The 6,865-nt window shown below is 60.3% G+C and carries 7 protein-coding genes; 1 reads left to right on the top strand and 6 read right to left on the bottom strand.

What is annotated here, in order from left to right; translation table 11 throughout:
* Positions 1 to 123: 123 nt before the first annotated feature.
* Positions 124 to 930 carry an aspartate/glutamate racemase family protein gene (locus ABK249_RS21575; protein ID WP_348863954.1) on the bottom strand — a complete coding sequence of 269 codons (807 nt, stop codon included), beginning with the start codon at positions 928 to 930 and terminating at the stop codon, positions 124 to 126.
* Between the two features lie 96 nt (positions 931 to 1,026).
* Between ABK249_RS21575 and ABK249_RS21570 the strand changes: the two genes are divergently transcribed.
* Entirely contained in the window at positions 1,027 to 1,569 is a 543-nt protein-coding gene (locus tag ABK249_RS21570; RefSeq protein WP_227704474.1) for a winged helix DNA-binding protein, read from the top strand.
* Here ABK249_RS21570 and ABK249_RS21565 read toward each other — a convergent pair.
* The 5 genes from ABK249_RS21565 to ABK249_RS21545 form a co-directional block, all read right to left on the bottom strand.
* The gene (locus ABK249_RS21565) at positions 1,548 to 2,339 is read right to left on the bottom strand and encodes a cyclase family protein (RefSeq protein WP_227704475.1); all 792 of its coding nucleotides are present in this window, start codon (positions 2,337 to 2,339) and stop codon (positions 1,548 to 1,550) included. The genes ABK249_RS21570 and ABK249_RS21565 overlap by 22 nt on opposite strands.
* Positions 2,336 to 3,580 carry an SDR family NAD(P)-dependent oxidoreductase gene (locus ABK249_RS21560; RefSeq protein WP_348863953.1) on the bottom strand — a complete coding sequence of 415 codons (1,245 nt, stop codon included), beginning with the start codon at positions 3,578 to 3,580 and terminating at the stop codon, positions 2,336 to 2,338. Before ABK249_RS21560 ends, ABK249_RS21565 begins: the two co-directional genes overlap by 4 nt.
* Positions 3,577 to 4,755, bottom strand: a complete 1,179-nt coding sequence (locus tag ABK249_RS21555; RefSeq protein ID WP_227704477.1) for a thiolase family protein — start codon at positions 4,753 to 4,755, stop codon at positions 3,577 to 3,579. Before ABK249_RS21555 ends, ABK249_RS21560 begins: the two co-directional genes overlap by 4 nt.
* Entirely contained in the window at positions 4,755 to 5,180 is a 426-nt protein-coding gene (locus ABK249_RS21550) for an organic hydroperoxide resistance protein (protein ID WP_348863951.1), read from the bottom strand. Before ABK249_RS21550 ends, ABK249_RS21555 begins: the two co-directional genes overlap by 1 nt.
* A gap of 71 nt (positions 5,181 to 5,251) precedes the next feature.
* Positions 5,252 to 6,865, bottom strand: a complete 1,614-nt coding sequence (locus ABK249_RS21545; RefSeq protein ID WP_348863950.1) for an AMP-binding protein — start codon at positions 6,863 to 6,865, stop codon at positions 5,252 to 5,254.

Below are 6,865 nucleotides of genomic sequence, written 5' to 3'. Positions count from 1 at the left end.
GGCGTCGAACCGAAAGTGGCGCTCAAATCCGATGGATGTTCTCGACAGACCAAGCCCGCGAAAAGATGGCAAAGTCTTATCCAATACCTTTGCTCAACGAGTCATAATCTCTGGGACGTCACACTAGATGCCGTTCGGGAAGAGCGGCGCTCCCCGGCCTTTGGCGACGAAAGTCCGGAAATCTTCGACCGCGTGCTCATTGGCAAGCGCGCAGAACGGTCCGCGACTCACCTCAATGCCATTGATGTTCCGCAGTCGCACATCCATTTCGGCGCTTTTCAACGTCACTGCGGCCGTGTTGACCACCGGTGCATGCAGCACCTTGAAACCGTATTCACCACCGACGAGCAGGCCAGGCAGCACTCCCGCCGGCACCACCACATCCGCACCATCCCGAACCAATGGCTCCGCACAAGCGGTAAAATTTGCCAACATCCGGCGTCGCGCCTTATCGTCGCCGGCAAAGGCGGCACTGAAATCGGATGGCTCGCAGTTCAGCCCGGCCACGTGCTTCACGCGATTGCCAAGGCCGTAGAGATCGGCCTGTTCATAGTGCCAGACCTGGAAAACGTCATCGAGGGTGATGAGTGCCATGCGCCGGCCAAGTCGGGCAGCATAATGCATGCAGACCTCGCCCGCGCCGATCACCGGAATGGTGAGCGCCGACTTGAGTTCATAGAGACCCGGATCCTGAAAATGGCCGATGACTACCGCATCGTAACCGCGGCTCGCCGCTTCCAGCCCGTTATCGATCGCAATCGCCGCACAGCGGAATTCCGCTAGCCGCCCGAAATGTCTGTCCGGCGGGCTGATGCCGAAGACATCGACCGTTGTGCCCGGTTCGGCAATCCCGTTCAGATAATCCGAGAGCCGCGTCATGTAGCCGGCGCTCGCGGTGGCATCGATAAAGCTCTGCCAGAAGATGCGCATGTTATCCCCTTTCCTTCGCGTTTCTCTACGATTCTGCCTCGTCAAAACATCGATTTAAGGCTTTACTCCACGCACAGAATCAGCCTGGAGAGCCTCATGATTTCGCCGACCTCGCCCGAAAGCCCCCTGAGCGACGCGACCGTCGAAATGTCGGAGGCCGCGCTGACGGAATTCGAATGGTCGCTTTGGCGGATTTCGGCCGCCTTCCTGCGCTGGCAGTCGGAATGTTCGAGTGAGCTTGCAGGAGCCGGATTGAGCGGCCTCGATACCGCGATCCTGCACACGATCCGTTATCGCAACAAACCGAAAGGGCTTGGGGAAATCTCCCGCCTGCTCGGCCGCGACGACACCGCCAACATTCAATACGCCATCAAGAAGCTGCAGACCCTGCAACTGATCGAACGCGTCAAGGGCCGGTCGCGCAAGGATACGCTCTATGTACCGACCCGAAAGGGCACTAAACTGACACAGGACTACCGATTGCTGCGCCGGCATTTGCTGGTTTCGCTGATCCAGAAGATGGATCACGCGGAAAAGGGGCTTGGAAATGCGACAGAAATGCTGGAACTGCTCACGAGTTTCTACGACACCGCCGCCCGGCGCGTGGCAAGCGGATCTCATCCGGTGGAGCGCTCCTGAACCAAAGCCAGCACGCGCAGCGGACTTCCCGAGCCGTTTTGGATTTTGAGTGGGGCCGCGACGATCATGGCGCCAGTCGGCGGCAACTTGTCGAGATTGGTTAAGCACTGCAGCCCATAACGTCCCGTGCCGTGCAGGTAATGATGGGCGGGATAGGGCGGCGAGAAATGCCCGGCCTGTCCCGCATCCGTACCGATCGTCTCGGTACCGAACCCGATAATGCCACGCTCTTCGACCAGAAAGCGCATGACCGCGGCATCCGGTCCCGGTGTATGAGCGCCATCCGCTCCGAGGTTGGCATAGGCGGCGCCCCTCTTCTTCGACCAGTCTGTCCGCAAAAGCACCCAGGACCGAGCGGGAATGCGGCCGTGCTTCTCCTCCCATGTCGTCACCTCGGCAACCGTCAGCAGAAAATCCGCATCCTTTGCTACTTCGGCTGAGCAGTCGATCACGCAGGCCGGCGCAATCATGTCGGCCGGCGGCAGGGTATCGACGGTATTGAGTGGAAGATCGCGACCGGTATACCAATGGACCGGCGCGTCGAAATGCGTGCCGGTATGCTCGCCGAACGAAAGGTTGTTCCAGTACCAGGCAGGCCCTGAGGCATCATAACGCGAAATCCGCTCCATGCGGAACGGGGCCGATTGACCAAGCTCCGGCGGCATGACGATGACCGGAAAATCCGGCGATAGCGTATGAGTGAGATCGATGACACGCACCGCACCGCTCGCCAGTGCTCGGGCAAATGCGTCCAGAATATCCCCGCTCATTGACCAGCCTCCCGTTCGACGGCTTTTGGATTGTCGAAGAGCCGCGCCTCGATATCCTTGGCCACGTCCCCGACATAAATATCCTCGATCCCGTATTTCAGCCCGTCGACGATTGCGTCCGCCAACGCCTTCGGTGCGACTTTGGGCGGCGGCACGGTCTGGAACCATTCGGTATCAAGTGGGCCGGAAAAGGCATTGATCACCCGGATGCCTCCAGGCCGCAGCTCTGTGCGCAGCCATTGCGACAGCGACAGGCAAGCGGCATGCGCGGCGGAATGGACTCCGAATTGCGGCGCATTGCTGAGCCCGTGGACTGAGAGCACGTTGACCCAAGCAACGGCTCCCGTCGGGCCATCAGCGCCCCGCGAACGCATCACCGGCCCGAAGGCCTGCGCCAGCCGCATCAGGCCCATCACCGTATGGTCGATGGAATCCCGAGCTGTATTGGCTGCACCAACATCGAAGAGGTGCACAGGGCGGACGTGATCGGCCGTATTGATCAGGATTTCCACCTTGGCGCCGATATCCATGGCAAGCTCATGGACTGAACGCGCATTTGTAAGGTCCAGGTCGACGAGTTCGATGCCGTCGATCGCCTCAAGTGACTTCTGTTCGTTGAACGGCTTCCAGCGATCCGAAACGCCTATAAAAATCTTGGTCGCACCCGCCTTCTTCAAGGCCTGCGCCAGCGCTACAGCCGCCGGACTGCGGCCATCGGTGATCAGCACCCGCCGATGCTTGGGATCGGCGGTCAACTCCCGCCACTGAAGGTCGTCTTCCATGTTTGGCGTCTCCGGAATAGGCTTGGCGAAGAACACTGCTTGGCCACTCCTGTCGAGTTGCAGCGACAGGACCACTCGATTGCCTGGCCCACCACAATCGCCATGTAGATGCGTCACGATGCTCGGTCCGCAATCGAGCTTTACCAGGCCGGCCCGCCAGGGCGTGTGCTCACGGTAGTAGGGATCGCTGGTCACGTCGATCCTGGTTTCCGAGAGCAGAACCCCGCCGGTCGGTGTATCCTGAAACCGCAGGTCGGATGACAGGCAGTTCGGGCAGGCTTCACGGGGAGGATAGGTATATCGTCCGCATTCACTGCAACATTGCAGCGTGAATCGGCCGGACGCAGCCGCAAGCGTCAATCCATGCGCCTTGCGGCTGCGCGTCGACGGCGGCGACAACGGCTGGCGCGTGCGGGCGAGCGGATTTTTGCGTTTCGGTTTTGCGAGCGGTTCGGTCATGACGCCCTCGCCAGTATGGCCGCCGCAGAGGCAAGCCCACGATCGTAGTTGATCATGCCGAAGCCGGAAACGAGACCGAGCTTCGCATCCTTCACCTGCGTGCCACCTGCCGCATCAAGCAGTTGACGCATCGCCTCGGTGATCCCGAGATGTCCGCCGGCCGCACCTGCCTGCCCAACGGAAAGCTGTCCGCCAGATGTGTTATGCGGGAAGGTGCCATCGATCGTGAATGTGTGCTGGCGCACAAAATCCGGCCCCTCACCCTTGCCGCAAAAACCCAGATCCTCGAACTGCACCATCGAAATGACCGCGTAGTCGTCATAGGTCTGGACAAAATCCATGTCGTCCGAGGCCACCCCGGCCATGCCAAAGAGCTCGTCCCGATCAACCACCCAGCCGCCTCGTACCTGTACCGGATCATCCGGAAACGCATTGTGCCGCTCGATGGCGGAAAGCAGTCGTACGAACGGCAGCCCGAGCGATTTCGCCGTGTCTTCCCGCATCACCAGAAACGCCTCGGCCCCCGCGCAGGGCATAACGCAATCGAACAGGTGGAACGGTTCGGCGATCGGTCGTGCCGCCATATATTGCTCCAATGTCAGAGGCTTCTTCATCAGCGCATGCGGGTTTTTGAGTGCATTATCGCGCTGGGCGACGCAGAGCTTGCCGAAATCCTCGCGCGTCGCGCCGTAGCAATCCATGTAGTGACGGGCGATCAGAGCGAAACTGGCGTTCGGGCCGCCGGCGCCATAGGGATAGGAAGCGTCCTGCGCAAAACGGGAGAAGTTGGCAAGCGTCTTGCGGAAGGTATCAACCTGGTTCGTATCTGCGGCGACACAGGCGACGATATCTGCATCACCCGCCTGCACTGCCCTCGCCGCCCGTCGGATCGAAACGATGCCGGCCGCGCCACCCATCGGCACATGATCGATCCATCGCGGCGAAAGCCCGAAATGCTGGGTCAGTGCGATCGCGCTGTCCGGCCCCATCGTGAAGCTCGAAACTGAAAAGCCGTCGAAATCCCGATGACTGATGCCTGCACCCTCTGACAGCGCCCGTAACGCCCTGCCCATCCACCAATGCGCGCTTTCAATGGAATAGCGCTGATAGGGCACTGTCACCGGCACCGTCAGCACCACGCCATCATAGGGTTTTCGCGCGCGGGAAAAGGCCATCAGGCGACCGTCAGCTTGACATCGACATTGCCGCGTGTGGCGTTCGAATAGGGGCAGCGCTCGTGTGCGCCGGCGACGATCTCTTCGGCCACCGCCCGATCGATGCCCGGCAGGGAGGCGACCAGTTCGACTGCTAGCGCATAACCGACCGGCACCGGCCCGATGCCCACCTTGGCCGTGATCGAGGTATCATCCGGCAACGCAACTTTCCTGTTGCGGGCAACCAGCTTCACCGCGCCGAGGAAGCAGGCTGCATAACCGGCAGCGAAAAGCTGTTCCGGATTGGTGCCTTCGCCACCTGGCCCTCCCAGACCCTTCGGCACGGAAAGATTGACCGAAAAGCTGCCGTCGACACTCCGGGCTTTGCCTTCGCGCCCGCCATGGGCCGTAACGACGGTTTCGTAAAGGATCTTGTCTGGGATCACGCGAGCCTCCATATAGAAATTTAAGCTTTGATTCATAGCATAGAAGAAAACGACCCAACGCGGAAGCGGCGTCAGCCAGCCTTGCGGATCGACGCCTTCAATTTGCGCAGATCGATTGCCGAACCTTCTTCGACCGCTTTCGCCGCCATCGTCTTGATCTCACCACGCTGCAGTTTCTGGGTAGAGCTCACCGGCAATTTGTCGATGAAGACCACGTAACCCGGCAGTTTATGATAGGCGATATGGGCGCCCGCCCTCTCGACGATCTGCCTCGCCTTTTCGGCCGGTTCGCCCACTTTGGTCTTCTCGCTTTCGACGATGAAAGCGAACACTTCCTCGCCGCGCAGGTCGTCCAGCACCGGCGTTACGGCGGAAGCCTTCACGCTCGCATCCTTGGCAAGCGCCGCCTCGACTTCCAGCACGGCGATGTTCTCACCGCTGCGCCGCACGATGCTCTTCTTGCGATCGAAAAAATAAAGGAGCCCCTTTTCGTCGGCATGGACAACATCACCGGTATGGAACCAGCCGCCCTCCCAGGCCTCCTCGGTCGCTTTTTCATCCTTCAGGTAGCCGCTAAAGAAACCATCCCGCGGGTTTGCGCCCTTTGCACGTACGAGAAGTTCACCCGGCTCGCCAAGCTCTACATCATTCCCCGCATCATCGACGATACGGAAATCCATGCCGGCGCGCGGCCGACCGATGCAGCGAAGCCCCGGCGTATAGTCGTCCGCTGCTGTTGTTGTTACGGCCCGTCCGCCCGTCTCGGTCATTGCCCAGGCCTCGACGATCGGAATGCGATAGCGCTCCTCGAACTCGATTTTATGGCGCGCATCCACACCAGGCCCCAACGCAAATTTCACCTTGTGCGCACGCTCCGCTTTAACGATTGGGAGCTGGAGCAGGATCGCCGGGATGACGCCCAGACAATGAATGATGGTCGCGCCGGAATCGGTTATCGAAGCCCACCAGGAACTTGCATGGAACCGGTCGAGCGGTACGATCGCACCACCCTTCATGATCATGCCGACCGCCGTGCAGCCGAGCGCATTCATATGGAACATCGGCAGCGGCGTCAGCGCCACTTCCGCTCCCTCGCCCATTTCGGCAATGCCGCCCTGGGTCGTGTACCATTCGGCGACAGCGATAAAGTAGCTGTTTGAAAGAATGCAGCCTTTCGGCTTGCCGGTGCTTCCGGATGTGAAGAGCAGCGCACATTCCTGGTCCGGCCCGCCCGGGCGCGCTTCGTGGGGTTCCTGAGACGACGGGATATCGTCGCCGGGGGCAATTACCGACACCTTCCCGGGCTTGATGTCGCGCAATTCGCCCAGCCGCTCGGCAATCACGACCATCAGCGATGCTTCGGCCATGTCGAGCTGAAAGAGAAGCTCGTCGCGGCGCAAATCCGGATTGATCGGCACGATCGACACGCCGATTGCATTCAGCGCCAACCAGTAGTCAAAGAATTCCGGCCGGTTTTCGAGGAGCAGCGCGATGCGCGAGCCAATCCCATATCCCGCTTCTGCGAACTTCCGCTTCAGAAGGCTAATCCGCGCGAAAACCTCACCATAGCTGTAGCGAAAACCCTCCGGCGCATAGGGAAGCTTGGCGCTTGCCGGCGCAATAAGCATCGGCGCATCGGGATTTTTCAGCGCCTGGTGTTCGAACAGCAGGTAGGGAGAATACAT

Origin of the sequence: Neorhizobium phenanthreniclasticum, from assembly GCF_040066075.1 — a bacterium.
Lineage (GTDB): Bacteria > Pseudomonadota > Alphaproteobacteria > Rhizobiales > Rhizobiaceae > Neorhizobium > Neorhizobium petrolearium.
The sequence above is the reverse complement of the archived record's forward strand: the minus strand, read 5'-3'. Positions and strand labels throughout refer to the sequence as shown.

What these genes read in the sequence shown, in the direction of transcription:
- ABK249_RS21555 (WP_227704477.1), bottom strand. Translation starts at nt 4,755, where the DNA reads ATGGCCTTTTCCCGCGCGCGAAAACCCTATGATGGCGTGGTGCTGACG.
- ABK249_RS21560 (WP_348863953.1), bottom strand. Translation starts at nt 3,580, where the DNA reads ATGACCGAACCGCTCGCAAAACCGAAACGCAAAAATCCGCTCGCCCGC.
- ABK249_RS21545 (WP_348863950.1), bottom strand. Translation starts at nt 6,865, where the DNA reads ATGTATTCTCCCTACCTGCTGTTCGAACACCAGGCGCTGAAAAATCCC.
- ABK249_RS21565 (WP_227704475.1), bottom strand. Translation starts at nt 2,339, where the DNA reads ATGAGCGGGGATATTCTGGACGCATTTGCCCGAGCACTGGCGAGCGGT.
- ABK249_RS21575 (WP_348863954.1), bottom strand. Translation starts at nt 930, where the DNA reads ATGCGCATCTTCTGGCAGAGCTTTATCGATGCCACCGCGAGCGCCGGC.
- ABK249_RS21570 (WP_227704474.1), top strand. Translation starts at nt 1,027, where the DNA reads ATGATTTCGCCGACCTCGCCCGAAAGCCCCCTGAGCGACGCGACCGTC.